This window comes from Pseudomonas sp. E102 (genome assembly GCF_052660185.1).
In genome coordinates this window covers 4,082,073-4,107,659 of sequence record NZ_CP084025.1, presented here as the reverse complement: position 1 = coordinate 4,107,659, position 25,587 = coordinate 4,082,073, and the positions used below count along the sequence as shown (strand labels likewise).

At 57.3% G+C, this 25,587-nt stretch carries 18 protein-coding genes, 1 other RNA gene and 2 pseudogenes; 6 read left to right on the top strand and 15 right to left on the bottom strand.

Going from position 1 to position 25,587, the window contains the following annotated elements; genetic code table 11:
* Positions 1-133: 133 nt before the first annotated feature.
* Together DOCECA_RS18730 and DOCECA_RS18725 are read right to left on the bottom strand one after the other, a co-directional pair.
* A complete protein-coding gene (locus tag DOCECA_RS18730) occupies positions 134-2,002 on the bottom strand; it encodes a DNA/RNA helicase domain-containing protein (RefSeq protein ID WP_445570918.1) in 1,869 nt (622 codons plus the stop codon).
* Positions 2,003-2,026: 24 nt separating this feature from the next.
* A complete protein-coding gene (locus tag DOCECA_RS18725; protein ID WP_090281339.1) occupies positions 2,027-2,410 on the bottom strand; it encodes a nucleotide pyrophosphohydrolase in 384 nt (127 codons plus the stop codon).
* A 312-nt stretch (positions 2,411-2,722) separates the two neighbouring features.
* On the opposite strand from DOCECA_RS18725, the gene istA reads away from it, so the two are divergent.
* Complete coding sequence (gene istA, locus DOCECA_RS18720) at positions 2,723-4,237, top strand: IS21 family transposase (RefSeq protein ID WP_445570917.1); 1,515 nt, start codon at positions 2,723-2,725, stop codon at positions 4,235-4,237.
* A gap of 19 nt (positions 4,238-4,256) precedes the next feature.
* Positions 4,257-5,012 carry an IS21-like element ISPsy14 family helper ATPase IstB gene (istB, locus tag DOCECA_RS18715; RefSeq protein ID WP_445570916.1) on the top strand — a complete coding sequence of 252 codons (756 nt, stop codon included), beginning with the start codon at positions 4,257-4,259 and terminating at the stop codon, positions 5,010-5,012.
* Between the two features lie 442 nt (positions 5,013-5,454).
* On the opposite strand, the gene DOCECA_RS18710 is transcribed toward istB, so the two are convergent.
* The 11 genes and pseudogenes from DOCECA_RS18710 to DOCECA_RS18660 form a co-directional block, all read right to left on the bottom strand.
* A complete protein-coding gene (locus tag DOCECA_RS18710; protein WP_445570915.1) occupies positions 5,455-8,466 on the bottom strand; it encodes a DEAD/DEAH box helicase in 3,012 nt (1,003 codons plus the stop codon).
* Positions 8,467-8,853: 387 nt separating this feature from the next.
* On the bottom strand, positions 8,854-9,135 hold the full coding sequence (locus DOCECA_RS18705) for a hypothetical protein (RefSeq protein WP_080964338.1): 282 nt from the start codon (positions 9,133-9,135) through the stop codon (positions 8,854-8,856).
* Positions 9,132-10,112, bottom strand: coding sequence for an integrase domain-containing protein (locus DOCECA_RS18700; RefSeq protein WP_047739543.1), 981 nt, complete (start codon positions 10,110-10,112; stop codon positions 9,132-9,134). The genes DOCECA_RS18705 and DOCECA_RS18700 overlap by 4 nt, the downstream gene beginning before the upstream one ends.
* A 952-nt stretch (positions 10,113-11,064) precedes the next feature.
* Positions 11,065-12,318: pseudogene (locus tag DOCECA_RS18695) on the bottom strand (integrase domain-containing protein).
* Between the two features lie 187 nt (positions 12,319-12,505).
* Positions 12,506-12,899: a transfer-messenger RNA gene (ssrA, locus tag DOCECA_RS18690) on the bottom strand.
* A gap of 95 nt (positions 12,900-12,994) precedes the next feature.
* Positions 12,995-13,276 carry a hypothetical protein gene (locus DOCECA_RS18685; protein WP_420765600.1) on the bottom strand — a complete coding sequence of 94 codons (282 nt, stop codon included), beginning with the start codon at positions 13,274-13,276 and terminating at the stop codon, positions 12,995-12,997.
* 128 nt (positions 13,277-13,404) lie between these two features.
* Complete coding sequence (locus DOCECA_RS18680; protein ID WP_445570914.1) at positions 13,405-16,215, bottom strand: FAD-binding and (Fe-S)-binding domain-containing protein; 2,811 nt, start codon at positions 16,213-16,215, stop codon at positions 13,405-13,407.
* Entirely contained in the window at positions 16,212-16,883 is a 672-nt protein-coding gene (locus DOCECA_RS18675; protein WP_445570913.1) for a LutC/YkgG family protein, read from the bottom strand. The genes DOCECA_RS18680 and DOCECA_RS18675 overlap by 4 nt, the downstream gene beginning before the upstream one ends.
* Positions 16,880-18,337 (bottom strand): LutB/LldF family L-lactate oxidation iron-sulfur protein, encoded by a 1,458-nt coding sequence (locus tag DOCECA_RS18670; protein ID WP_445570912.1) that lies wholly within the window; start codon positions 18,335-18,337, stop codon positions 16,880-16,882. The genes DOCECA_RS18675 and DOCECA_RS18670 overlap by 4 nt, the downstream gene beginning before the upstream one ends.
* On the bottom strand, positions 18,334-19,158 hold the full coding sequence (locus DOCECA_RS18665; RefSeq protein WP_420765596.1) for a (Fe-S)-binding protein: 825 nt from the start codon (positions 19,156-19,158) through the stop codon (positions 18,334-18,336). Before DOCECA_RS18665 ends, DOCECA_RS18670 begins: the two co-directional genes overlap by 4 nt.
* A 149-nt stretch (positions 19,159-19,307) precedes the next feature.
* Positions 19,308-21,002, bottom strand: a pseudogene (locus DOCECA_RS18660) (lactate permease LctP family transporter).
* 264 nt (positions 21,003-21,266) lie between these two features.
* Here DOCECA_RS18660 and DOCECA_RS18655 point away from each other — a divergent pair.
* Entirely contained in the window at positions 21,267-22,034 is a 768-nt protein-coding gene (locus DOCECA_RS18655; protein WP_420765594.1) for an FCD domain-containing protein, read from the top strand.
* A gap of 120 nt (positions 22,035-22,154) precedes the next feature.
* Here the strand turns inward: DOCECA_RS18655 and smpB are convergent, their stop codons facing one another.
* On the bottom strand, positions 22,155-22,637 hold the full coding sequence (gene smpB / locus DOCECA_RS18650; protein WP_434560725.1) for an SsrA-binding protein SmpB: 483 nt from the start codon (positions 22,635-22,637) through the stop codon (positions 22,155-22,157).
* 118 nt (positions 22,638-22,755) lie between these two features.
* On the opposite strand from smpB, the gene DOCECA_RS18645 reads away from it, so the two are divergent.
* Genes DOCECA_RS18645 through DOCECA_RS18635 form a run of 3 tightly spaced genes read left to right on the top strand, consistent with a single transcriptional unit; the run spans position 22,756 to position 24,906 of the window.
* A complete protein-coding gene (locus DOCECA_RS18645) occupies positions 22,756-24,159 on the top strand; it encodes a sodium-dependent transporter (RefSeq protein ID WP_434627872.1) in 1,404 nt (467 codons plus the stop codon).
* Positions 24,160-24,166: 7 nt separating this feature from the next.
* Positions 24,167-24,610 (top strand): type II toxin-antitoxin system RatA family toxin, encoded by a 444-nt coding sequence (locus tag DOCECA_RS18640; protein WP_420765592.1) that lies wholly within the window; start codon positions 24,167-24,169, stop codon positions 24,608-24,610.
* A complete protein-coding gene (locus DOCECA_RS18635; protein ID WP_445570911.1) occupies positions 24,607-24,906 on the top strand; it encodes an RnfH family protein in 300 nt (99 codons plus the stop codon). Before DOCECA_RS18640 ends, DOCECA_RS18635 begins: the two co-directional genes overlap by 4 nt.
* A 62-nt stretch (positions 24,907-24,968) precedes the next feature.
* On the opposite strand, the gene bamE is transcribed toward DOCECA_RS18635, so the two are convergent.
* Complete coding sequence (bamE, locus tag DOCECA_RS18630; protein WP_445570910.1) at positions 24,969-25,496, bottom strand: outer membrane protein assembly factor BamE domain-containing protein; 528 nt, start codon at positions 25,494-25,496, stop codon at positions 24,969-24,971.
* Positions 25,497-25,587: the final 91 nt, after the last annotated feature.

Sequence of the window (25,587 nt, the reverse complement as noted above, 5' to 3'; positions counted from 1 at the left end):
GTGCTATTTAAGCTCCGCCCCAAAAACGAATCGGGATCGAGTCTATCAAGCAAATGGTCGCGCTGTTGATTGTTGCCCCTGCGCGTACGATGTCCCCACTCGCAGGTTCAGGGGCTCCTAGCAAACGATACCCTCAATGATTGCTGTGTTGGCTAAGCCGGCCCTCGAAGTACTGCGCAGTCTCTTTGTCGGTGCAGTACAGGTAGCAGCCCTTCATCCCACGTGTCATCAGAGTTCGGTAGGTATTTTTGATGATCAGGTCTGTTTCTTTTTTCGCCAGTGTAGGTTGCTCTTTCATCATTTTTTTCCAGCCGCGAATCGATTTATCGTGCTTGTCGCGCTCGTCTGGGGATGTCACTACCTTACCGTCACGTACGATTAGGTCTGGCCCGATGATCACCCCGATGTAGTCCACTTCCAAACCTTGGCAGGTATGAATACAGCCAACCTGCTCAATGGAGTTTTCAGCGATGATCCATAGGCTGCCATCCTGATCTAGGTTCCATTGGCGTTTGTAGTCACCAATGAAGATATCAGCGGCGGTGGAGTCTTTCTTGCTCAGCCAAGGCCAGCAATAGCCCGCGACCACACGAGCTTTGTTTCCATGGTTTTTCTCGTTGATTGCTTCATGCATCGCCTGAGGTGAGTCGAACACCTTAAACTCGTACTCTTGAGTCTCAAGCGTCGGATTTGCCGTCGTGCGAATGCCTAGCGTGTCATCCAGCCATGCCAGGTAACCGTCAGAACCACTGCAGCGAAACTGCGAAGACAGCACGTGTTCTTCCACCACAGCACCCTTGGCTTTTGCAAAGGCGCGTATCGCCTGCTTGCTGCCGATATCGCTCAAGGTTACACGCTGGTCTTCATCAATGAAGAAAATTGAGCATTTCGCTGAGTCAATCAGCTCTTTGATCTGGTTCTCCCCAAGGTTTCCGTAAAGCCCGCTTTTCTCATTCAGCCGGTGAGCTTCGTCCACGATAAGCGCATCGAATGTGTTGGGCTCAGTGTCGATGAATGCCCCAGAGCCTGAAAAGAAATTCGAGAAATGGCTGCGCTTGATGGTGCCAACCAGTTTGCTTTCGTAGACCTTGCGTGGGGCAGCATTCTTGGAGACGTATTTGCTCATCAGCTTCAATTCGGTGAGTTTCACCAGCAGATTGATAGCGAGAACAGTTTTCCCAGTGCCCGGTCCACCTTCGATGATCATCACCTTGGGTGCTTGGTCCGAGGCCTCGCTTGCCGCCGCCAGCGCCGACTCAAAAATTGCTTTCTGATCGTCAATCAATACGAACTCGGGTTTGCCTTTCATCAACCCCCCGAGCGCTTCGGCTAGCGCCTTGGACGGGCGAATTTTTCCTTCGGACAGCTCGTAAAGAACCTCTTTGTTGTCGCCATGACTTATATGCTTTTTCAGAAAGCTTCTGAGTTTACTGAGCTCTTCCGGGCCTTTCAGAAACAGGGGAGCCTTGCTGATGTGGGGCTCGTAGTGAGCTGAATCTATGATGCCGTCGCTGACGTAGTTATGGAGGTAGGCACACGGGCGGATTTCGATGCTTTTGTCATACACCGCCTCGTTGAAGCCTTCCAACAGCGCTGCATATGACCACACCTGATAGGACGGGTGAATGGTCTCAATGAGGCCGCCACCCAATGCCGTTTTGACGATGGCATCCTTGGTTGTGGCGTTGGCCTTACTCCATTGCTTCAGCTCGATCAGTACGGCCTTTTTTGCCTGGTTTTCGTCGCGACCGGTGAGTAGAAAGTCGATTCGCTTCGACGACTGCGGAATGTGCAATTCAATGGCCAGGCCTGCATCACTCGGCAGGCCCTCATCTCTAAGGACCTTGGCCATATATGTTAGGGACCCTTGCCACGACCTGATTTCCGAGGTGCCAACGTTCTTGCCGGTAGCTTCCTTGTAATGCCTGAGGATCACCTCCTCGATGTCATCGTTATCGTTGTCTTTAAGAAATTGCTGTTTGGTCGCAGCGTAAACGATCACGGGTTGTCCTTAGATACGGGGTGGTCAGAGTCGGTCGTACTTTTTGCTGCTGCTTCTGGCTTTAGCCACGGGGTACTTCTGGCCATTCGAGGCGAGTTTCCGTGTCACCGCCTCGTTGAGGTCAATGCCGAGTACGCTGCTCAGGCGAACCAGGTACATCAGTACGTCCGCCAGTTCGTCCTTGACGGCTTGGCCGATTTCGGGATCTGTTGCGGCAGAGATCGAGTCGGCATCGCTCATCCATTGGAAAATCTCGCACAGCTCGCCGACCTCGCCAGTGAGAGCCAGGATGAGATTTTTGGGAGAGTGGAACTGCTGCCAGTCGCGATCATCTGCGAACCGCTGGAGGGATGCGGCAAGCTTCACTACGTCAACCAGTGGCGCGGATGAGCTGTCTGAGTCACTCACGGGGTTATCTCTTTGGGAATCGGTGGGGAAAATGTGTAGGAAAACTGGCCTTGGATTGTAAGAGTTTTTGCTGTGTTCGCAGATTTTTTTGTGTTTTTTCTCACCTGTTTGCGTATTCCACGCGCATTTGGACACCCATTCCACGAACACTTGGACAGCGATTCCACTCTGACTTGGACACTGATTCCACGAGCACTTGGACAGTGATTTCTCACTGATCCGACCCACGCTCAGGCAGGCGGCAACGCAGGACTATTCACTACCATCGGCCTCTTTTATCGAAGCGAAGAGGTCGTCGTGGAGCGTATATCCATGCGTAAAATCCGAGAGGTACTACGCCTAAAGTTCGACGCCGGCCTGTCTGTGCGCAAGATCGCCGCCAGCTTGCGCATCAGCAGCGGCAGTGCCGGCAATTACCTGCACCGTTTCAACGCTTGCGGGCTGACTTGGCCGACATCATTGTCGGACGCCGAGCTGGAGCGATGCCTGTTTCCGCCAGCACCAACAGTTCTCAGCGATCAAAGGCCGATGCCTGATTGGGCTTGGGCGCATGCCGAGCTGCGCCGCCCCGGCGTGACTCTGGCTTTGCTCTGGCAAGAGTACCGACTCACCCATCCCCAAGGCTTCCAATACAGCTGGTTCTGCGAGCACTACCGCCTCTGGGCGGCCAAGGTCGACGTGGTCATGCGCCAGGAACATCGCGCCGGCGAAAAACTGTTCGTCGATTACGCGGGTCAGACCGTGCCGATCATCGACCGGCGAACCGGAGAGATCCGCCAGGCCCAGATATTCGTCGCCGTCCTCGGCGCCTCCAGCTACACCTTCGCCGAGGCGACCTGGTCGCAGAAACTGCCCGACTGGCTGGGCTCGCACGGCCGCTGTTTTGCTTTTTTCGGCGGCACCGCACAAATCCTGGTGCCCGACAATCTGCGCAGTGGCGTGACCAAGGCGCACCGTTACGAGCCCGATATCAACCCCAGCTACCGCGATCTGGCCGAGCACTACGGCGTCGCCGTATTGCCTGCTCGCTCACGAAAACCCAAGGACAAAGCCAAGGTCGAAGTCGGTGTTCAAGTGGTCGAGCGCTGGATCCTGGCGGTGCTGCGCAATCGGCAGTTCTTTTCGCTGGGTGAACTCAACACTGCCATCGGACTGCTGCTGGATCGCCTCAACCAAAAGCCCTTCAAAAAGCTGCCCGGCTCACGCCGTTCGGCCTTCGAGACCATCGACCAACCGGCGTTGCAACCGCTACCGGAACACCCTTACATCTACGCCGAGTGGAAAAAGGTGCGGGTGCACATCGACTACCACGTCGAGGTCGACGGTCACTTCTACTCGGTGCCATACCAACTGGTGAAGCACCAACTCGAAGTGCGGCTCATGGCCCAGACCGTCGAGTGCTTCCACGCCAACCAGCGTGTGGCCAGCCACCTGCGCTCGCCGCACAAAGGCCGCCACACTACCCACACCGAGCACATGCCCAAAAGTCACCGCGAACACGCCGAGTGGACGCCCCAGCGGCTGATCCGCTGGGCTGAGCAGACGGGCCCGAATACGGCCGGTGTCATCGCCTACATCCTCGAGCGCCGAATCCATCCGCAGCACGGCTTCCGCGCCTGCCTGGGGATCCTGCGCCTGAGCAAACAGCACGGCGAAGCGCGGCTGGAAGCCGCGTGCCAGCGTGCGCTGGCACTGGGCGCATGCAGTTACAAGAGCCTGGAATCGATCCTGCGCCAAGGGCTGGAACGCCTGCCGCTGGCCCAGCAAAACCTGCCGTTACTGCCCGACGAGCACATCAACCTGCGTGGCCCCGGCTACTACCACTGACTGAAAAAGGAGCACGAACATGCTGCCTAACCCGACCCTCGACAAGCTGCAAATCCTACGCCTGCACGGCATGATCAAGGCGCTTGGCGAACAACACGCAACGCCCGACATCAACGATCTCAGCTTCGACGAACGCCTCGGCCTGATGGTCGACCGCGAGCTGACCGAGCGCGAAGACGCCCGCCTGACGACTCGCCTCAAAGCCGCACGACTGCGCCATAACGCCTGCCTGGAAGACATCGATTACCGCAGCCCGCGTGGCCTGGACAAGGCGCTGATCCTGCAACTGGGCAGCGGCCAGTGGCTGCGCGATGGCCTGAACCTGATCATCGGCGGGCCGACGGGCGTAGGCAAAACCTGGCTCGCCTGCGCGCTGGCTCATAAAGCTTGCCGCGACGGTTACAGCGTGCGCTATCTGCGCCTGCCGCGCTTGATGGAAGAACTGGGCCTGGCACACGGCGACGGCCGCTTCGCCAAGCTAATGGCCGGCTACGCCAAGACCGACCTGCTGATCCTGGATGACTGGGGCTTGGCGCCGTTTACCGCTGCTCAGCGGCGCGACATGCTTGAACTGCTGGACGACCGCTACGGCAGCCGCTCGACGCTGGTGACTAGCCAGATGCCGGTGGACAAATGGCACGCACTGATCGGCGATCCGACCTTGGGCGATGCGATCCTCGACCGGCTGGTGCACAACGCTTATCGGATCGAACTGAAGGGCGAATCGATGCGCAGACGCGCAACGAAATTGACGGCGACAGAGACTTCAGACTAACAATGCAAACCTGCGTCGCTGCGCTCCGACTGCCTGTCCAAGTGGATGTGGATCAGGTGTCCAAGTGAACGTGGAACGAGTGTCCAAATGATCGTGGGCTGAGTGTCCAAGTGTCGTGGAATCCGCACACCTGTTGGTTGCCGGCCGGATTGCTTGCCAGTGTTCGCCATCGATGAGTGTGAATCCGCAGAGGGTGACTGCGAATTCACAGCTGGGGTCTGTCGCTTTTTAGTGAACTATTTCTTGGATTGCGGGCTGAATGTGAGTTGCCCAAAATTTCACCAGAGGGCTACAAGTGATGTGAAACATTAGCCAGCATGCGTAGATGACGTACCCCCCGATCACAAGCTGCCCCTGTACTGACTCGGTTATCCAAACGTAGGCAATCCCCCCCCAATACTTTGGGGGGGGTTAATTACTGTTTAACCTTGAAGGAGTGAACCTATGGAGATGTGAAGATCTTGAGATCTACATCAAGTTCATCCGCAGTACTCAACCAGTCCTCAATCAGTTGATACGCCTGAATACTAGTGGCCGGACAAGCTAGTGGGTTTTCCATGCTTTTGATGAAATGTTTAGTGGAGAAGGAGTTGCCAGCGACAATCCAAATCTCCTTCTTACATTTCATCGATACTCTTCGCTTGCAGATAACATCCCAGACTTTGTCAGAAAATGAATCGTCATCCGGGGCAGGATGATTAATAACTCCGTCCACTAACCGATAACGGGTGTCTAGCGGAAACTCTGCATCATCAGAGGGCCAAGATTGCTTCCATGTAAAATAGTTCCCAGGCTTTACGCTCTTACGGCCCGAAACCAACATGTGAATATTTTTTATTGCCTGACTACCCACCTCTGCAATAGCACCAGCTGAAGAGCCTGGATTTAGGGCATCACCGCACTTGACATGAACGAAGCATAACTTATCTGGCGAAGACAAAATAAAATCAGCGGGCTCAACTCCCATGTCGCAGCACAGTACAATATCGCAGCCAGGGATATATGTCGTGAAGGGGCCGAGCGATCCAAGTGGAGTTGCTGGGTCTCCGTAACCCTTCAGTAGGTCGATCAGGTGAAAAATCGAATCCGTATCAAAAAAATCTCGGGTGGTGCGATGATACTTATGATCACGGGTGTGCCCCTTCTCTCTGAGATCGGGAGCTTTCAGTGCATCTAGTGGAAAGAGGGCATTGCCTGCGAAGCTGTCCTCGGCAGAAATTCCACGCTCATAGGGCAAGGCTAATCTGTAAAAAGCCCCTGCCAAATAAGTTACGCCGTCTTCATACAATACTTTCAACTTGTGTCCTGTATTCAGATACTCGACGACCCACTCGATATCAGCTCTGTCTTCGGAAGCCCCAGATAGAGAGACCTCAAAATAACCGTCATTATCCAAATACTCCAGCGAAAGTTCTATCAGATCACCCTGCGCGTCGATAGTTATCCCTTGTTGATAGTCAGCATAAATGAAATCAGGATAGATTACCCCGTTAGCAGTTTGTACCGGGCCCTCAAGATCCGTAAAGTCCAGTAGCACGGACAGGATTTCTGAGGTCGGCTTTTCGGTGATCGGTTGTGCGTAGGACTTTATCAGACGCCCAGCATTACCTCCGGCATTGATACATTCGCCAATCGCGTCGACCCATTGAGAAACATCTTGAAGGGTAAAATTAGATTCTTTTTGATCTACGACCCTTCCTGACCTTGCGCCAATGTAATAGCTGCTGTCTCTTTTGCCATCCAGACCAATGTTATCGACCTTTACCATAGTTAATGCATAACGAGAATTGCTCTGACTGCCGCGTCCGCCATCGAGGTTCTGCCCCTTCAGCGCCACGGACTCCGGGCGGCGTACCGCCTGGCCGATTGCACGCGCGTGGGTTTCTTTGATTTGGTGAATTGCTGTTTTTGCAGCCAACGCAGTCAATTTGTCAATATGAATGGCATCACCGAGCCGATATTGTTCCTGATTGTAATAGCGCCCACCGCCGCTATCGAAGATAGCTACGCCTGAGTCAATTTCCTTTACAACAATGACGTGCAACTTCGGCTCGAAGAAAAGCTTGCCTGTAAAGAATTTTGAGCTATTGAACTCAACATAGATCATGACCCGTAAATCAAGAACCTCGTCATAGGCCTTGACTAGTGAGCCAGAACCATGCAACTCCCAATACAGGCGATCCATCAGTAAAGGCAGAGAAAAATCATTTTCTTTCTGAACAAAGCACACCGACACATAAGGAATCTTGAGATCATCTTCCGGGTCTATGGTGTTGAGATTTACCCTCTCTTTGAATTTTCCGTCAAAATAGCTGTACCTCGGGAAACTTTCGAGAAAAGATTCAATCAGATAACTTGTGCTCAGGGAGCTAACAAATTCTGATGCGCCGCCATTGGCAAGGTAGTCATCGAATTGTTTGTATCCTTCCCACATGCCCTCATTCGCGCCCCGGCTTAAGTCGACCACTAGTGGTTGAACATCCCCATAGCGGCGTACGATCCGACCTACGGCCTGGACCAGTTCGCGCCCACTCCCCAACTCATAGGTGAGGATCAGCAGCTTAGCCTCAGGAATATCAACTCCTTCATCAAGCTTGTGCTGGTGAATGATCACCCGCAGCCCTTCGACTTTAAGCGCTCGGCCAACTCGCTTGAACTTATTTTGCGCCTCGTCGATTTCCAATCGCTCATGCACGCTTGCCGTGGTGAATGATTGAGAAAGGAGGTCATGATATTTTTGTATCTCCTCAAGGCTCTTGCACTTCACGATACACTTCACGTTCTTGTTCGTATCGAGATAGTCTATGATACCTGCAAGTAACTCCGCTTCCCCTTCGATCTGCTTGTACTGGGGCTCCATAATGACCCCATCCTCGATGGCCTCTTTAAACGTAAAAACATAAAAATGATCGGTGCTTAAATTTAGTTCAAATAAGTCATTGCGATAAGGTGTTGCAGTGACCACCACTTTCATTGCTGAGGACTGACGTATTATTTCACGCCAAACTGGAGATGGCTCAGAGTGTCCTTCGTCTACAATGATCAGATCAAAGTCGTCTTGGACGTTTTTTAGTTCATCCTCACCCAACCTCGTCAGTTTCTGGAAGCTGGTGATGTAGACTCCATCACCCTGATCAAAATCAGAGTCACGAAAGGTTTTTTTAAGCTCAAGCTCTTGGTCGCCAATCGTACTCCGGAAAAACTTTCTTGAGATCTCTCGGAAAAGCTGATCTTTCACAGCTTTTCGATGGCATATCACAAGAACTTTCAGCGCATCTGATAGATGCGATATGAGAGAGATAACACCTGTTTTCCCGGCGCCCGTGGGTAAGTTGATCAGGAAGCCCCTCTCAGTGTCGTTTTCTTCGGCATATCTGACAAAGCTGCGAACAGCTTCCAGCTGACATTTTCTTAACTTTTCTTCAGCAGAATCCAAGTATTCCAGGATAGTCACAGCAGTCTTCCATGCAATTGAAAGTGGTCGTCTCGGCTATTAACGCCGCGATGCCAGTAGAGAGTGTCAAAAGGCCACAATGCCACATCCCTCCGGGCCGGTGGCAGTTTTTTTGATACCCTTCATGCAGCAGAGTAGAGTCCCCTCCGTGCTATGCCGCAGGCCCGTGATCGACCATCGCCTCTGTTTTCGGCTAAAAACATTATTTGAAGCCTCTCCGACCAGCTTTCTTTCAGCGCCGCAGCCAGAGGTGGCGCCAATGCCCACAGAATCGGTATTCGCACTGGCCAGGTAACGTATGCTATTGCGTACGTTAGGTGCGTAAACGGCCACCTAGGTATATGAAAATAGACGTTATGCTTATCCGAAGCATGTCCGACTCGGCAATCAGCGAGACCATTGGCCAACCCATGGTTTTTCTAATCGACGAGAAAGCAGTCGTATGGTCAGCAGGTAGTAGTACCGCGTCGCCTCGCTGTGTCGATCTAGGCGATGTTCAAGAAACCAAACCACATGCTTTCTCTGCCAAGCCCAAGGTGTTTCTCGCTGCCAGCGATCTGCAATTTCAGCTTGGATAAGCGTTGCTTGCCGTAAATGGCGCTGCTGCGTCGCGTGCGATCCGGTCAGCACTCCAGCCAAGAACAGCTCCATATCGAATGGCTTGCTCATGTCCGTCCTCCAATGTAGGTAGCGACCACATCGATCCGACCGTGCCCCAGCTCATAGCTGATTTGACTCCGAGCCACACGATCAAGGTGCCTATTTACCTGGCAGCATCGGCCGCCGTTGATAGGCGCGAAGTGTTGGGTGATTTGCTCGTAGCGATCACATGCGTACGCCGCCCGCAGCTCATGAAAACCTTTGAGATTGCCTGCATGTAGGATGTCCCGCGCTGGGCGGACGATTTCCTGCAGAACGTTCAGGTAGCTTTCGTTTGGCGCAATCAGGTTGCGGCTACCTGCAGGCAATACCTGCCGTGCAAACTCAAGTGCATCTCGAACATCGACATCCACCGCAATCCAACGGGGCGCCGAGGCGCCGGCGCGGCCTCCTTTGGTGCCATCCTGAATGTTTATCCTTCCTAGGTCAGTAGCCTCACGGCTTAGCCGTGGCAGGTCACCCAAGATGGCTTCACGCAAGCGCATGCCGGTGGCTCGCGCCAATAGAACGATCGCAGCGGCCCGCAGTTGATGTTGGCTGCAAAGCGCATCGACGATCTGTTTCACCTGTTCGCGATTCTGGCCTTGCGGCACTGATTGTCGAACCCCGTTGCGCTGCATACCTAACGCCTTGCTCGGACTTGGCAGCTTCACGTACTGATCACCGCGAAGCGCGGCCATGGTCCTGTTAACGCTGGATAGCCGGTTTTGTGCAGTGCTGATGGCGAGCTCACCGCGCGCTACAACGTCGCGCAGATACGCCGCATAGTCGGCCAACACCTTCCGATTAATCTGCCGCGCATCATTAATGCCGGGCCCCTGTTCGGAGCGGCACCACTTCACGAATGCCTGCCACCGATCACAGTGCGCCTTGACCGTGCCGTAATGGCCTCCGCCGAACATGCCTTTCAGCGCCTGCGGTCCTGCGTAGCTCAACTGCCTGCCGTAGCCGAAATTGCGGCCATTCCGCCTACCTATCAATGCCATGTCGATCACCTCTTCACCTGGTCTCAGACTTTCGCCCCACGTCATCCCGCCAAGAATGCTGAGTGTTATCAGGGATCAAGGCCCCTGCGGCCTGTGGGGATGTCCTCTAACGCGGGACTGGCGGCTCCTTACGTCCGGGAGCAAGGGCATCTCATGATCTGGCCTCCTGAGCACCGTTACCGGTGGGCGGGTAGAGGCAGCACTGGCTGACGAGACCAGCGCCTGAAGATCCTGAGCCGGGGGAACGCAGCGATGTGATGACCGGGGCATGTCTGACTGTCAGTCAGGTGCAGTCCATTCCTTGGTCTGCGGCACCATCATCTGCAGCGCTGTTGCTGGTGACATCAGCGTTTGTCACGCCGATTGTCACGAGGATGGTTGCGGCAAAGCCCCGTTCTATATGGGCTGCGGCAGTGGTAGGAGCGCCCGTCTCTTTCCAGGAGAAAGAGACGGGCGCAGGTTGGCGCAAAATTCGGCCAAGCGGATAGGTTGCTGCAGGGCAGCGAAGTAGGAAGTGTCGTCTGGCGCACGAGGGCCATGATCTGAAGTAGGCATCCATCACCGGGGAGGTGACCGGGCGAGCTGCCGGACGCGAATCGCCTTTTGGGGGGAACCACCGCGAGAGCGGCGTGACCTTTAAGGTTCGGGCCACCTGGGGTGCTGTCAACGACAGCGCTTGCACGGCCAGTTCTACGCCTGTGGATAAACCCAGTCAAGGGCCGAAATTCAGCGCTCTTGGGGGCGTGAAAAGCGGTTATCCACCGGTGGAATTCCGTGGTAAATCCTGGACAACGTCGTGGCTTTTAGCTCTTCAAAGTAAGGTCCATCCCAACAGGGCGGCTTTGCAGCCCTGTTGGGATGGACCCGCGCTTAGAGGCGGATAAGCGAGGCTGCTTGCCCCGAATCTTGAACGTTCAGTTGTTGTTGCTGGAGTTCTTGCGCCTGTACCGCGCTAGCGAATCGGCACCACGTTCTTGTCTCTGACTTGGCCGTACGCTGAGGCGAGCAGGCTGCCGGTGGCGGCTTTCTGGATGTACTCACTCCACCAAGCCATCATCGGGCGCCGGCGCTCGATGTAGTCGGCTCGGTTGTAGGCGCTGCGCACCTCATCCTTGTCGACATGCGCCAAGGCACCTCAATGAGTTCCGGGTCCCACCCATGTTCATTCAAGATGGTGCTGGCCATAGAGCGCATGCCGAGGCTGACCAAGCCGTCCTGGAAGCCTATGCGTTTCAACGCCATGTTGGCTGTTTGGCTATTGGCGTGGGTACGCGGATTTCTGTCTGCCGGGAAGACGTATTCGCGATGGCCGCTGTGAGTCTTCAGTGACTCCAACAGTGCGACAGCGTGATCACTCAACGGGATGCTGTGAGGGCGGCGCTTCTTCATCCGCTCCGGTGGGATAGTCCAGACACGCCTTTCAAAGTCGATGTCCGCCCAGCGAGTAGTTGCCGCCTCGGCGGGGCGGGTCATCGTGTGCAACTGCCATTCGATCAGGCAGCGGGTCGTGCGTTTGATGCTGGCGTTCGCGATCTCCAGCATGAGCTCGGGGAGCTCCTCAGGTGGGAGCGCAGCCATGTTCTTTTTCTTGGGTTTCTTGAATACTGCCCTGATGCCGCTAAGAGGGTTGGCGAAGATCAGGCCTGAATTCACGCCGTAGGTCATGATCTCGTTTAGCCGCTGGCTAAGACGCTTGACCGTCTCCAGGCTACCTTTCGCTTCGATTGGACGAAGCTATGCGATCATCGTCGGCGCGGTGATTTTCGTAGATGGTGTCGTTCTCAAGTCAGGGAATAAGTGCAGTGTGAGCGACCGCCAGATGTCCTCGGCGTAGGCCGGGGTGACCGAGTCTTTCTTGAGCTCGAACCAGGCGGTGGCCACGTTCTCGAAGGTGTGTTCCGTTTCCGCGCGCTTGGCTTCATTCAACGTATTGCGCTGCACCTTCGGATCGAAACCCTGGGCAAGCAGTTCGCGCGCTTCGACTGCCATCTTTCGTGCGTTGGCGTGACAGTTCGGGGTAGGTCCCGAAACCGATGTTGATGCGCTTCTTGGTCACCGGTTCGCGGTAGTTGAAATTCCACAGCAACGAGCCGTTACTGCGTACCCGGAGCTGCAAACCGTCACCGTCAGTGAGGACATAATCCTTGGACGCGGGTTTGACTCCCTTGAGTTGTCGATCGGAGAGGCGGAGGTTTTGAGCAGGCATGAGATTCTCCTCAGGCACTGATTCGGTATTCCAAAGATTAGCACCGGATGAGGTGGAATACCGCCTGGAATACCCGAACGGTTGGAACTCAAAAACTCTCAAAAGACCGCAAAAGCGCTGGAGGCCGCGTATTTGCTAGATCGCAGGCACAAAAAAAGACGTCCGTGGACGTCTTTAGATGATGAAGTGGTGGAGCCGGGGGGATTTGAACCCCCGTCCGCCAGTACTCCGCTGTCGGTACTACATGCTTAGCCGTGTCTATTGAGTTAACCCGCAGCGACCCGACGGGCAGGGTGCTTTGGGCGAGTTGTGTAAGTTTTAGCCGCTTCGTCCACAACGTACTGCACGGCGATTCCGTTCTATATGACAATCACTTTGGGTTTACGGACATCCCCTGGTGATTGCTGGACCCGAAGGTACCAGAAGGGAAGGGCTAAGGCTGCTTACGCAGCGAGAGCGTATTCCCCGTAGGTTTCGTCATTGGCAACTATAGGAAGTTGCAACAGTGGATTTACGAGTTCTGTTACCAACTCGGCATGCACCTAAAGTTTCGCAACCGGCGTCGAATCCTAAACGGCCCCGAACCTGGCACTCCGTGAATCTCTGGAGCGACAGGCCTGCGTAGTGTACGCCAATCGAGCGAGCAGGCCAACCCGAAGGTTGGCCTGCTCATCGATCACTTGTTGGTGCCGTCAGAGGTTTTTCTGATTTCCAGGATGGTCCGATCGGTTTCGGCGACACAATCGTCAACTTTCCCTTCAGCCTTGAGCGCCTTTGCCTTCGCCACGCTGGTTTCCACACGGCCCTGTAAGTCGGGTGAAGACTGATACTGCGTCTTGGCGTTCTCGATGGTTTGGATATTGGTGTCACACTGGCTGTCCGGCTTACTTGCTGCGAACGAACCGGTTGCCAACATTGAGGCGGTAACGAACAGACCTAACAGTGCAGAACGCTTCATATCTATCTCCTTGAACTGAGGATCCAGACTTGGCTGGCCGTCAGGACGGATGACCGAATGGAGGGAAAGCCCCGATCTTCGGGGCTTGTTCTGTGGACTACCGTCTCGCTCAAGGGTTCTATTTTTCTTCACGTCACCTTGGCACGGGTCACTCGATCAACCAGGTAGACCAGGCCGTGGTAGTCGATTGCGCCATGCTGCGTAAGACCGATCTCACAGGTCCGGCTGGTGGAAATTCCCTCGCTGCAATGTTGTACCGCGTCCTTCAAGGTGCGTAATGAGTGGGCGTTCAGTTCCGGCGTGGTGAAACCTTTGTCACCGGCAAAACCGCAGCAATGGATGCCGTCAGGTATGACCACGTTTTTGCTGCACCTGCGCGCCAGGTCGATCAACGCCTGGCTTTCACCGAGGTGTTGGGTGCTACACGTGACATGCACTGCGATTGGCGCCTCCTGTGGCATGAAGTCGAGGCGATCCATCAAGTGCGTGCGGATGAAGCGCACCGGGTCATAGAGATCCAGGCGTACGTCACTCAAGTCCTGGACCAGGCGCAGGGTGCAGGGGCTGGTGTCGCAGTAGATCGGGTCGAGCCCGCCCCGGCTGGCCTGCAGCAACGCGCCGATCAGTTCCTGGCGTTTCTGCTCGGCTTGGTCGGCGTAACCTTTGGACGCAAAGGGCTGGCCGCAGCAAAGGCTGTCCACATTGTCCGGGACGACAACTTGATAACCGGCCTTTTCCAACAGGCCACGAGTCTTGTCATGCAGCGACATTTGTTCCTTGTCTCCTGCCGCAGGCCCCATGACTCGCGACACGCAGGCCGCCAGATAAACCACTCTGGGTCGTTCATCCGACACGGCGGGACTGAATCGAATGGCCCTTTCCGGCTGCGGCATGGCGTGGGTCCACTGTGGGACCTGGCCTTTGGACAAGCGTGTCAGTCCTGCGGACAAACGCGCCAGCCTCGGCGCCCCCAAGAGCATCCGCGCACCATTGGCAACATGCAGGGTAAAGCGCGCCCCTTGCAGTGCGGTTGTGAAATTACTCGCAAGCCAGTCGGCGGTTTTCGTACGCGTCGCGTCGCGTCCGCGGAGCTTTTTAACCAGTTCGCCGGTATTGATGCCTACAGGGCAGCGTTGGGCGCACAGCCCGGTGGCGGCGCAGGTGTCGATGCCCTGGTATTGATAGGCCGCTTCGAGCTGCGAAGTGTCCATGCCATCGCGTTTTTTCGCCTGTATGTCCCGCCAGATCACGATGCGCTGGCGCGGGCTCAGGGTCAGGTCCTTGGACGGACACACCGGCTCGCAGAAGCCGCATTCGATGCACTTGTCCACAATCTCATCGGCGGCTGGCAAGGGCTTGAGGTGCTTGAGATGAATCTGTGGGTCTTCGCTGAGCACCACATCCGGGTTGAGAATGCCGTTGGGGTCGAGCAGGCGTTTGAGTTGCCACATCAGTTGATAGGCGTCGCTGCCCCATTCCAGCTCGACGAACGGCGCCATGTTGCGGCCGGTGCCGTGCTCGGCTTTCAGTGAGCCGCCAAACTCCACCGCCACCAGGTGCGCCACGTCATCCATGAACGCCTGGTACCGTGCGACTTCTTCGGTATTGTTGAAGCCCTGGGTGAAGACGAAGTGCAGATTGCCCTCCAGCGCGTGGCCGAAATGAATCGCTTCGTCGTAGTGATGTTTGTCGAACAGCGCGATCAGGCGATTCACGCCGATTGCCAGTTGTTCGACCGGGAAGGTCACGTCTTCGATGATCACAGTGGTCCCGGTCTTGCGAACCGCGCCCACGGCGGGGAAGGTGTCCTTGCGGATCGTCCAGAGGCGAGCGTTTTCCCGTGGGTCTTCGGTGAAGTCGACCTGCTTTTCCACCGGGAAGCCGGCCAATGAGGCCATGATCCGTGCCAGCTGTTCTTGCAGCAATGATGACGAAGCCGCGCGGGATTCGATCAGCAGGGCGCAGGCATTGTTCGACAAATGCTGTACGAAATCCGGCATGCCGGGTTTGTCCTGTACCGAGCGCAGGCTGCGGCGGTCCAGCAGCTCGACGGCGGAAACCGGCTGGCTTTTCAAAACGGTGACGGCGTTGCAGCAGGTTTCCACGTTCGGAAATACGATCAGCGCTGACGCTTTGTTCGGGTGATCGATGACGGTGTTGTAGGTCACCGCGCTGATGAAGCCGAGGGTGCCTTCGGAGCCCACCAGCAGGTGGCTCAAGATATCCACAGGCTCGTCGAAATCCACCAAGGCGTTGAGCGACAGGCCGGTGGTATTTTTCAGACGGTATTTGTGGCGAATTCGGGCGGCCAGTTCCGTGTTGGCGCGGGTCTCGCGGCCGAGGGTCGCCAGTCGTTCCAACAGTTCACCGTGGCTCGTCCGGAAGGCCGCCACGCTGGCGGCGTCTTCGGTGTCCAGGCGCGTGCCGTCGGCCAGGACCAGGCGGATGCCGGCCAGGGTGTGATAGGTATTCTGTGCGGTGCCGCAGCACATGCCGCTGGCGTTGTTGGCGACGATGCCGCCAATCTTGCAGGCATTGATCGACGCTGGGTCCGGGCCGATCTTGCGCCCGAACGGGGCGAGCCAGGCGTTGGCCTGGGCGCCGATCACGCCGGGTTGCAAACGAATCTGCGTGCCCTGCTGGCGAATCTCGCGACCGTTCCAGTTATCCCCCAACACAATCAGCACCGAGTCGCTGATGGCCTGGCCGGACAGGCTGGTACCGGCCGCGCGGAAGGTGACGGGAACGCGATCACGCTGGGCCAGTTTCAGCAGGGCAATCACCTCGTCTTCGGATTCGACGCGTACCACCAGTTTCGGAATCAGCCGATAGAAACTGGCGTCGGTGCCGAAGGCCAAGGTCGACAGCGGGTCGTCGAAACGTCGCTGCTGCGGGATCAGCTGTAGGACATCGCGCAGGAAAGGGGCTGGAAGTGTCATTGGTCCTCCAGAATCAGCACCACCAGATCCTTCGGGCCATGGGCGCCATAGGCCAGGACTTGCTCGATGTCGGCGGTTTTCGACGGACCCGATACCAGCAGGGCGTTGGTGGGCATGCCCTGGGCCCACTCGAATTCCTGTTGCACTTCATAGAAGTTGTCGCGGATCTCGCTGGCCTTGAGCAAGGCGAAATGCACCGGTGGGACGAGGCTCATCAGTCGCGGTTCTTCCCGCGTCGGCCACAAAATCAGGCTGCCGGTCGCGGCGATGGCGCCCAGGGTGCCGGTCAGGCTGGCGGGGGTGTCGTTGAACAGTTCGGCTTTCCATTCTTCCACAGGCCGATCGTAGGACTTGAGAGCAGGCAGGTCCGGATTGTTCGCCCAGAACCGTGCGATTTTTTGCCCGTGAGGCGTCGTCGGGGCGATCAGCAGGCTCGGCAGTTGGCGGTCCCGCAGCAGTTGCGCCAGCAACGCCGGCCAGTTGTCACCAGAGGTCAGGTGGATCTCGGTGTGTACCGCCTCCATCAGCTTGCGCAATTGCGGGATGCGTTCTTCGGGTGCGTAGCGGTAGGTCTGCGTCACCAATTCGACGTCATAGTTGTCGGCAACCGGAGTTGTGCCTGTGAGGCTTTTACGCAGTTTGGCGAGGATATTTTCCTTGGCGCTCATCGGCGGTCTCCCTGCGGGTTCAGGTGGTCGCGGGCCAGGTCATGCAGCGAGCGGGCGGCGGGTTTCGGGGCGCTGTGGTTCTGGGTCCAAGGCCCGACGTTCCGCGGTGTCAGGGCGCGCAGGCGCGTGGCGAAGAACGCGAACAACCGGTACAGCCGTGGCGAGCTGTTGAGCCGGGCCCAGGCATTCCAGATGAACCGTTCCTTGGCCGAGTATTTGCTGCCCTGGCCGCGCATCACCGGGTTAGGGCTATCCGGTGCCTTGACGTTTTCCTCTCGCAGCCGCCGCAACAGGGCCGGGATCGGAATCTTCACCGGACACACTTCGCCACAGGCGCCGCACAACGAGGAGGCGCTTGGGTGATCCGGCACCTTCGCCAATCCGATCATGTGCGGCGTGATGATTTTTCCGATAGGCCCCGGGTAGACCTCACCGTAGGCATGCCCGCCAATTCGGGTGTAGACCGGGCAATGATTCATACAGGCGCCGCAGCGGATGCAGTTCAGGGTCTGGCGCAGTTCGCTGTCGGCAAACGCCTGGCTGCGACCGTTATCCAGCAGGACCAGGTGGACTTCCTGAGGCCCGTCCAACTCATCGGCCTTGCGTGGCCCGGAGATCATGTTGACGTAGGTGGTGATCGGCTGGCCCAGGGCCGAGCGGGTCAGCAGCGAAAGCAGCGGAACGACGTCCCGCAGGTTTTCCACGACTTTTTCGATGCCGGTCACGGCAATGTGCACCGGCGGCACCGTAGTGGACATCCGCCCGTTGCCTTCGTTTTCCACCAGCAGCAGCGTGCCGGTTTCGGCGACGGCAAAGTTGACGCCCGAAACGCCGATGTCGGCTTCGAAAAATTTCTGCCGCAAGACCTTGCGACCGATCTGAATGAGTTGGTCAACGTCCTTGGTGTATTCCACGCCAAGTTTGTCGTGGAACAAGGACGCGACCTGACCGGCATTCTTGTGGATCGCCGGCATAATGATGTGGGAAGGCTTCTCGTGGTCGAGCTGGACGATGTATTCCCCCATGTCGGATTCGAGACACTCAATGTCCCGAGCCTCGAGGAAATGGTTCATCTCCATCTCTTCGCTGACCATCGATTTGCCCTTGATCACTTGCCGCGCCTCGTGAGCGCGGATGATCGAAAGAACGATGCCGTTGGCTTCGTCCACCGTTTCCGCCCAGTGCACTTTCACACCGTTGCGGGTCAGGTTGCTTTCAAGTTGCTCGAGCAGGTCGGGCAGCTTGGATAACGCGCGGGCCCGGACAGCGTTGCCGAGCACTCGCAAATGTTCTCTTTCGTGGGCATCGCTGAAAGACGTTGCCCGTTTTGTCATCAGTGAATCCATCGCGCTGCGAAAGTTGTTTCGCAGTTGCGTGTCGTCCAGAGCCTTGTGGGCGCGGGCGCGAAAATCTTCCTGCACCTCAACGGTCGGAATCAGCGTCGGCGTGCTCATGCGGCACCTCCGGTTCGCTGCCAGAGGAAGCTTGCCAAGTGTTGGCCGCGCAACGCTTCCTGCTGTTTTTCCAAGGCGCCGTTGATGTTCATCAAGCACCCGCAGTCGGCGCTGACGACCTGGTGCGCGCCGGATTCCTTCAGCGCTCGGGTCTTGTCGGCCACCATCGCGCCGGAAATATCCGGCATGCGAACGCTGAACGTCCCACCAAAACCACAGCATTCACTCTCATGGCTGTGGTCGACTCGCTCCACATTGCGCAGCTGGGCCAACAACGCACGGCCGTGCAGGTGGGTGTTCATTTCCCGTCGTGCCGAGCAGGACGTATGCAGCGCGACCTTCACTGGCGTGCCACTGTCGTTCAATTGCACCTTGCAAACGAACAGCAGGAACTCCGCCAGTTCATAGGTCCTGGCGGCCAGCGCCTGGACCTGCTTGAGCATTTGCGGCTCGTCCTTGAACAGGTCGGCATAATGCTCGCGGAGCATGCCGGCACATGAGCCCGACGGCACGACCACCGGGTAATCCTCGGCGAATAACGCCAATTGCGCCCGCGCCACTGTCCGCGCCTGTTCGGTGTAACCCGACGTGTAGGCCGGTTGCCCACAACAGGTCTGGCCCTGTGGGTAGTCCACCCGGATTCCTTCGCGCTCGAGGAGATGAATCGCATCCATCCCGGCTTCGGGGTAGAACAGGTCGACCACGCATGTCCCGAAGAGGTAGACCCGAGCAGGTTTCTCGCTGGGGTATTGCCGGGGCTCGGGCAATGGCGGGGCGACACGGGTCGCGTTCGGCACGGCGTTATAAAAAAGCTCGCTCATCAGGCGTGTCTCCGGGTGGTCCCGGTTATCCGTCTGCTGAGGCTGCTGAATATAGAGGGGAAATCTTTCAGCAGCCTTGCAGACCCGGTTGTGAATAGCGGACGACGATTACGGTTCGGCGTCGGTTTTTTCAGTGCTTCGTGTAGTACTCAGTGAACCAGCATGCCGGTGAACCAGTAGGCTTGGGCCAGCGTGATCAGGCCAACGATCGTTGCAAAGAATAGGCTGTGTTTCAGGGTGAAACGGAACAGATCGGATTCTTTGCCAACCAGCCCGGTCGCTGCGCACGCCACGGCGATCGATTGTGGCGAAATCATCTTGCCGGTCACGCCGCCGCTGGTATTGGCCGCCACCAGCAAGGTGTCGTTGACGCCGATCTGGTGCGCGGTGGTCGCTTGCAGCGAACCGAACAGCGCGTTGGACGAGGTATCGGAGCCGGTCAGGAACACGCCCAGCCAACCGAGGAACGGCGAGAAGAACGGGAACGCTGCGCCAGTGCCAGCCAATACCAGGGCCATGGTCGACGACATCCCCGAGAAATTGGTGACGAAGGCGAAGGCCAGCACCATGCCGATGGACAGGATTGGCCAGCGCAACTCAAAAAGCGTCTATTTAAAAGTGGTAAGACCAGTTCTGAAATCGATTTTCAACACCAGCATCGAGATCAACGCGGAAAAGAAAATCGCTGTGCCGGTCGCCGAAATCGGATCGAGCTTGAACACCGCCGGGATGGCGGTCGGGTTGACCACGATTGGCGCGGACTTGATCACCAACTGGTCCAGGTGCGGGATCGCGAAGTTGAACACCCAACCGTACATCGAGCCGCCAGGGGCGAACATTGCCTTGAATGGCTTCAGCGTCCAGATCGTCACCAGCACGGTGAGGATCAGAAAAGGCGACCACGCCTTGATGATTTCTCCCAGGCTGTAGGGCGACACCACGGTGCTGCGAGGCTGGCCGAAACCACCGGCGCTGGCGGTGATGGCTGCGCTGGACGTTGCGCCGGCGATCTGGGCGCCTGCGGTGCGCTTGGGCTGCCAGATTTTCAGGAACAACGTCAGCGAGACCAGGCTGGCCAGGGCCGAGGTGATGTCTGGCAGTTCCGGGCCGATGAAGTTCGAGGTGAGGTACTGAGTGATGGCGAAACTCAAGCCCGCCACCAGTGCCGCCGGCCAGGTTTCTCGCACGCCGCGCAGGCCATCCATCATGAATACCAGCCAGAACGGCACGAACAGCGACAGCAATGGCAGCTGTCGGCCGGTCATGGCGCCGATCTTGAACGCATCGATGCCGGTGACTTGGCCTGCCACGATTATCGGGATGCCCAGCGCGCCGAATGCCACGGGGGCGGTATTGGCGATCAGGCACAGGCCCGCGGCATAGAGCGGGTTGAAGCCCAGGCCCACCAGCAATGCGGCGGTAATCGCGACGGGCGCGCCGAAGCCGGCGGCACCTTCCAGAAAGGCGCCAAAACAGAAGCCGATCAGCAGCACCTGAAGGCGCTGGTCGTCGGTGATCGACAGCACCGAGCTGCGGATCACTTCGAACTGGCCGCTCTTGACGGTCAGCTTGTAGAGAAATACCGCGGCAACGATGATCCAGGCGATAGGCCACAACCCATACGCAAAACCATAACCCGCCGCCGCGAACGCCATGTCCGCCGGCATCTGGAATGCAAAAATCGCGACCGCGATCGCCAGCGCCAGGGTGATGCTGCCGGCCACGTGCCCCTTGAGGCGAAACACCGCCAGGGCGAGGAAGAAAAATACGATGGGAATGACGGCCGCGAGTGCGGACAGGCCTAGGCTGCCGAGCGGACTGTAAAGCTGTTGCCAGGTTTGCATATTGGGTGAGCCCCTAATTGTTTTTGGTCAGGCACTGGTCAGCGGCTTTGGATAATTGGTAATACCAATTTACAAGCGCTGTCGGCTAGGGTAAAAGCCTTGGTTGTCATGTGTCAATTTGTCGCCCGGAAACTTTCGTCGCATAACACGCAGTCGATGGCATCCGCCCCGTCGGCATCCGTGGTTTTTGATAGGTGTGGAAGGGGCTCGGATGGGCCAGAATAGAGAGCCCGGCGAGCTGTCGGGTCCGTGGAGAGTCGAGTTATGGGGTTTGATCAGATTCGTCAGCGCCGTTTGTCTGACGATATTGTCGAGCGGCTTGAAGGCATGATCCTTGAGGGCACGTTGAAATCCGGCGAGCGGTTGCCGGCCGAGCGGACCCTGGCCGAGCAGTTCGGCGTGTCACGTCCTTCGTTGCGTGAAGCGATCCAGAAACTGACGGCCAAGGGCTTGCTGATCAGTCGCCAGGGCGGCGGCAACTATGTTGTGGAGTCGCTGGGCTCGACGTTCAGTGATCCGCTGCTGCACCTCTTGGAAAGCAACCCCGAAGCGCAGCGCGACTTGCTTGAGTTCCGGCATACCCTGGAAGCGTCCTGCGCTTATTACGCAGCACTTCGGGCCACGGAGGTCGATCGGGAGCGGCTGACGACAGCCTTTGAAGCGTTGCAGGATTGTTATTCGCGCCACGAGGACGTGAGCCGGGCAGAGGAGGGCGCGGCAGATGCGCGTTTTCACCTGGCGATCGCCGAGGCCAGCCATAACGCTGTCTTACTGCATACGATCCGAGGATTGTTCGACCTGCTCAAGCGCAATGTGGTGACCAATATCGGCGGCATGTACAAGCAGCGCAGCGAGACGCGCGACATGCTGATCAGCCAGCATCGGGAGCTTTATCAAGCCATCATGGACGGGCACGCCGAGTTGGCGCGGGAAGTCTCCAGCCGACACATCTTGTACGTGCAGGAAGTCTTGGAAGAGGTGCGTCAGGAAGTGCAACGGGTGGCGCGAGCGGAGCGGCGCAAGGGCATCTGATCGAGGCTGCGGACCTTGTGGGAGCGAGCTTGCTCGCGATGGCGGTCGATTTGACACATCTACAGTCGATGTGACGACGCTATCGCAATCAAGCACGCACCCACGGTCGCTCCGGGCTGGCTACTCTTCCTTGCCCTTGTTGCGCACCGCACGTTGCAATTCGCGACCGGCATCGCGCTCGCGTTCGGTATCACGCTTGTCGTATTCCTTCTTGCCCTTGCCCAGCGCGATCTCGCACTTGATCAAGTGCTTGCTCCAGTACAGCGATGTACAGACGCAGGCATAACCCTTCTGCTGCACGGAAGCGAAGAGCTTCTCCAGCTCGCGCTTGTTGAGCAGCAGCTTGCGCGAGCGCACAGGGTCGGCGATGACGTGGGTGCTGGCGGTGGTCAGCGGCGTGATATGACTGCCCAGCAGCCACGCTTCGCCGTCCTTGAGCAAGACATAACTGTCGACCAGTTGCGCCTTGCCGGCACGCAAGCTCTTTACTTCCCAACCGGCCAGGACCATGCCAGCCTCGAAACGTTGTTCGATGAAGTAATCGTGTCGCGCCTTTTTGTTTTGCGCGATGGTCCCTGTGGGGTGTTTCTTCTGTTTAGCCATAGGGGCGGCATTATAGGCAGTTGCGTGCGTGTCGGCTACGGTGAACCTGTGTGCTTGAGCAGGTTGCATGAATCCCGGACAATGCGGCCTCTTTTTTGAACGCTTGGGCGTGATCACGATGTCGACAGACAAGGTTTCTGTCCACGGCAGTTGGGCTAGCCGCTGGGTCTTCATATTCGCCGCGACCGGTTCGGCCGTCGGGCTGGGTAGTATCTGGAAGTTTCCGTACATGGTCGGTGTCTATGGCGGCGGCGCCTTCGTGCTGATGTTCCTGGCGTGCATCGCGCTGATCGGTGCGCCGGTGATGTTAGCTGAGACGCTGATCGGTCGTCGCGCCCGGCAAAGTCCGGCCAATGCCCTGAAAGTGCTGGCGGTGGAGGCGGGGCATTCGTCGAAGTGGTCCTGGGGCGCATTCGCAGGGATGATCACGGCGCTGCTGATCCTGTCTTTCTATAGCGTGGTCGGTGGCTGGTCGCTGGACTACATCATCGACATGGGGCGCGGCGACTTCCAGAACGCAACGCCCGATCAGGTTGGCGCTTACTTTGGGAGCGTGATCGCCGATCCCTGGAGGCTGACGCTCTGGCACACGCTGTTCATGGTGCTTTCCGCCGTCGTGATTGCCCGTGGTGTCGTCGCGGGGCTTGAGCGCAGCCTGCGAATCATGATGCCGCTGCTGTTCGTGATGATCCTGGTGCTGCTGGGCTACAGCATGACCACGGGGCACTTCATGGAGGGCGTGCATTTCATGTTCGATTTCCAGCCGGAAAAAGTCATGGATGGACTGTTACCGGCCATGGGGCACGCTTTTTTCTCTCTGAGCGTGGGGGTCGGTTCGATCATGATCTACGGCGCCTACATGCCCAAGAGCGCCTCCCTCACCAAGACAGTCGTCGGCGTTGCGCTGCTGGACACCTTTGTGTCGTTGTTGGCTGGGGTGGCATTGTTTCCGATTGTCTTCGCTGCCGGCCTGAACCCTAGCGAGGGGCCGGGGCTGATGTTCGTCAGCCTGCCATTTGCCTTCGGCAGCATGGCGTTCGGCCAAGTGATGGGCGTGGTGTTTTTTGTCCTGGTGGCGATTGCCGCCTGGAGTTCGGCCATTTCCTTGCTCGAGCCGATGGTGGCTTATCTGGTTGAGCGGACTCGCCTCAGTCGTGCCTGGGTGACTTTCTGGCTGGCTTTCACTTGCTGGTTCGTGGGGCTGGGTACGGTTTTTTCCTTCAATATATGGAAGCAGGCAAAGTTTTTCGTGAACGAAGGCGACCTGTTCCATCTCTATCAGTGGGGAGCAACCGGAGGGCTGGATTTCTTCGGTGTGATTGATTTCTTCACGTCGCGGATCATGTTGCCCTTGGGCGGTTTGTGTTTCGTGGTGTTTGCAGGGTGGATCATGGGGCGTGAAGCCGTGCGCGATGAGCTGTCGCTACGCAGTCCTGTATTGTTCGCCTTGAGTCTGTTCTTGATGCGCTATGTGGCGCCCATTGGCATTCTTGTAGTGTTTGCCACCCAGCTGTGGAAGTGACGCTTACATGACGACACATATTCAACGCTCGGCCCTTCTGCCCTATCCGGCCCAGGCGCTGTACGACTTGGTCAACGACGTGGCGAGTTACCCGCAATTCCTGCCCTGGTGCTCGTCCGCCGAGGTGCTCGAAAGCTCCGAAACCCATATGCGCGCGAGCCTCAATGTCGCCAAGGGCGGGTTGAGCCAGCACTTTGTCACTCGTAACACCTTGGTGCCGGGCCAGTCCATCGAGATGAACCTTGAGGAAGGGCCTTTCAATCAGCTCCATGGCGTCTGGGTGTTCAAGGCGCTGGGTGAGAAAGCCTGCAAGATCAGCCTGGACCTGTCGTTCGATTACGCCGGGCCGCTGGTGCGGGCGACGTTAGGCCCGTTGTTCAATCAGGCGGCCAACACCCTGGTCGACGCTTTTTGCCAGCGTGCCAAGCAGAATGCCGAGCTCAAGCGTTGATTGAGATAGAAGTGGTGTATGCCGGTGTCGATCGTCAGGTATTGCGACGATTCGCCGTCCAGGAAGGGACATCTCTTCGTGCTGCCCTGATGGCGTCGGGTATCGCTGCGGATTTTCCGGAGCTGGATTTGACGACGAGTCCGATCGGGATTTTTGGTCGGGTGGTTGCTGATCCGGACCGGCAGCTGGTGCAGCCAGCCGACCGGCTTGAGATTTACCGGCCATTGTTGGCTGATCCCAAGGAAATTCGTCGCCTGCGGGCGGCCAAGGCAGCCCAGGCTCGTCGAACTGAGTAAAAAACTGGCTTGTATTGCAGGCAATAAAAAACCCGGCATGCCGGGTTTTTTATTGTCGCGATTTATTGCGGCGAGGTGTCCAGAGGTTCTGGCGTCGGGACAGGTACGGTCTCGACGTTGTCCACGTCCTTCTGGATCTGATCCAGCAGCGAACCTGGCTTGGCCGGTTTCTCCGGTTTCGGCTGTTCGGTGTTCTGGGCCGGGTCGGTGACCGTGGTGCCGCTATCCTTGCCCATGATGGCCTCGTCGCGGCTCACGCCGGGCATGAAATCTCCCGACAAGCTGACGAGTTGATCATTGGCATTGAAAATAACGCTGATGCGTTCCTGCTGCCGCTCGCCGCCGCCTGGCTGCAAGCTGTACAGGTAATCCCAGCGATCGGCATGAAACGTGTCGGTCAACAGAGGGTTGCCCATGATAAACCGTACTTGCCGGCGGGTCATTCCCGGGCGTAACTGGTCTATCATGTCCTGCGTGACGACATTGCCCTGCTGGATGTCGATTTTGTAAACCCCGGGGAATGAACAACCGGCGAGTGCGAGCAGTCCCACGAAGGTGAAACTGGTTAGCAAGAGCTTGGTGTTTTGCATCGGTGGGCGACTTCCACTATCTTGGCTGGGACAACGTAAACACCGATCATACCCGCATTAAGAGAAGCTGCGAAGCAGCATCGCGAGAAAG

Coding starts and splice junctions, on each gene's coding strand:
- istA (WP_445570917.1), top strand. CDS start 2,723: ATGCGTAAAATCCGAGAGGTACTACGCCTAAAGTTCGACGCCGGCCTG.
- istB (WP_445570916.1), top strand. CDS start 4,257: ATGCTGCCTAACCCGACCCTCGACAAGCTGCAAATCCTACGCCTGCAC.
- DOCECA_RS18705 (WP_080964338.1), bottom strand. CDS start 9,135: ATGAGCAAGCCATTCGATATGGAGCTGTTCTTGGCTGGAGTGCTGACC.
- DOCECA_RS18700 (WP_047739543.1), bottom strand. CDS start 10,112: ATGGCATTGATAGGTAGGCGGAATGGCCGCAATTTCGGCTACGGCAGG.
- DOCECA_RS18685 (WP_420765600.1), bottom strand. CDS start 13,276: ATGAAGCGTTCTGCACTGTTAGGTCTGTTCGTTACCGCCTCAATGTTG.
- DOCECA_RS18680 (WP_445570914.1), bottom strand. CDS start 16,215: ATGACACTTCCAGCCCCTTTCCTGCGCGATGTCCTACAGCTGATCCCG.
- DOCECA_RS18675 (WP_445570913.1), bottom strand. CDS start 16,883: ATGAGCGCCAAGGAAAATATCCTCGCCAAACTGCGTAAAAGCCTCACA.
- DOCECA_RS18670 (WP_445570912.1), bottom strand. CDS start 18,337: ATGAGCACGCCGACGCTGATTCCGACCGTTGAGGTGCAGGAAGATTTT.
- DOCECA_RS18665 (WP_420765596.1), bottom strand. CDS start 19,158: ATGAGCGAGCTTTTTTATAACGCCGTGCCGAACGCGACCCGTGTCGCC.
- DOCECA_RS18655 (WP_420765594.1), top strand. CDS start 21,267: ATGGGGTTTGATCAGATTCGTCAGCGCCGTTTGTCTGACGATATTGTC.
- smpB (WP_434560725.1), bottom strand. CDS start 22,637: ATGGCTAAACAGAAGAAACACCCCACAGGGACCATCGCGCAAAACAAA.
- DOCECA_RS18645 (WP_434627872.1), top strand. CDS start 22,756: ATGTCGACAGACAAGGTTTCTGTCCACGGCAGTTGGGCTAGCCGCTGG.
- DOCECA_RS18640 (WP_420765592.1), top strand. CDS start 24,167: ATGACGACACATATTCAACGCTCGGCCCTTCTGCCCTATCCGGCCCAG.
- bamE (WP_445570910.1), bottom strand. CDS start 25,496: ATGCAAAACACCAAGCTCTTGCTAACCAGTTTCACCTTCGTGGGACTG.